We start from the raw sequence: 249 nt of genomic DNA, 5'->3' as shown, positions 1-249 counted from the left end.
AGTTCGATGCTCGCGCGTCTGGATGTGCGCAAGATTGCGCGGCCGATGATGCAGGAACTCTCGGAGTTCTCGGGCGGCACGGTGTCGCTCGGCGTGCGCGACCGGCTCTCGATGCTCTACATCGAAAGCTGCCGCAGCACGGCGGCGCTGGCGCTCACGCTCGACGTGGGTTCGCGCATTCCGTTGGCCACCTCGGCCATCGGGCGCGCGTGGCTCGCGGCCGTGGCGCCGCGCGAACGCGACGACGTC

Annotated in this window: 1 pseudogene; it reads left to right on the top strand. The window is 69.9% G+C overall.

The window, feature by feature from the left end:
• Nucleotides 1–249: pseudogene (locus tag SB751_RS33615) on the top strand (IclR family transcriptional regulator); the annotation flags it as partial.

The organism is Cupriavidus sp. SIMBA_020 (assembly GCF_046535395.1).
Lineage (GTDB): Bacteria > Pseudomonadota > Gammaproteobacteria > Burkholderiales > Burkholderiaceae > Cupriavidus > Cupriavidus campinensis.
The sequence above is the reverse complement of the archived record's forward strand: the minus strand, read 5'-3'. Positions and strand labels throughout refer to the sequence as shown.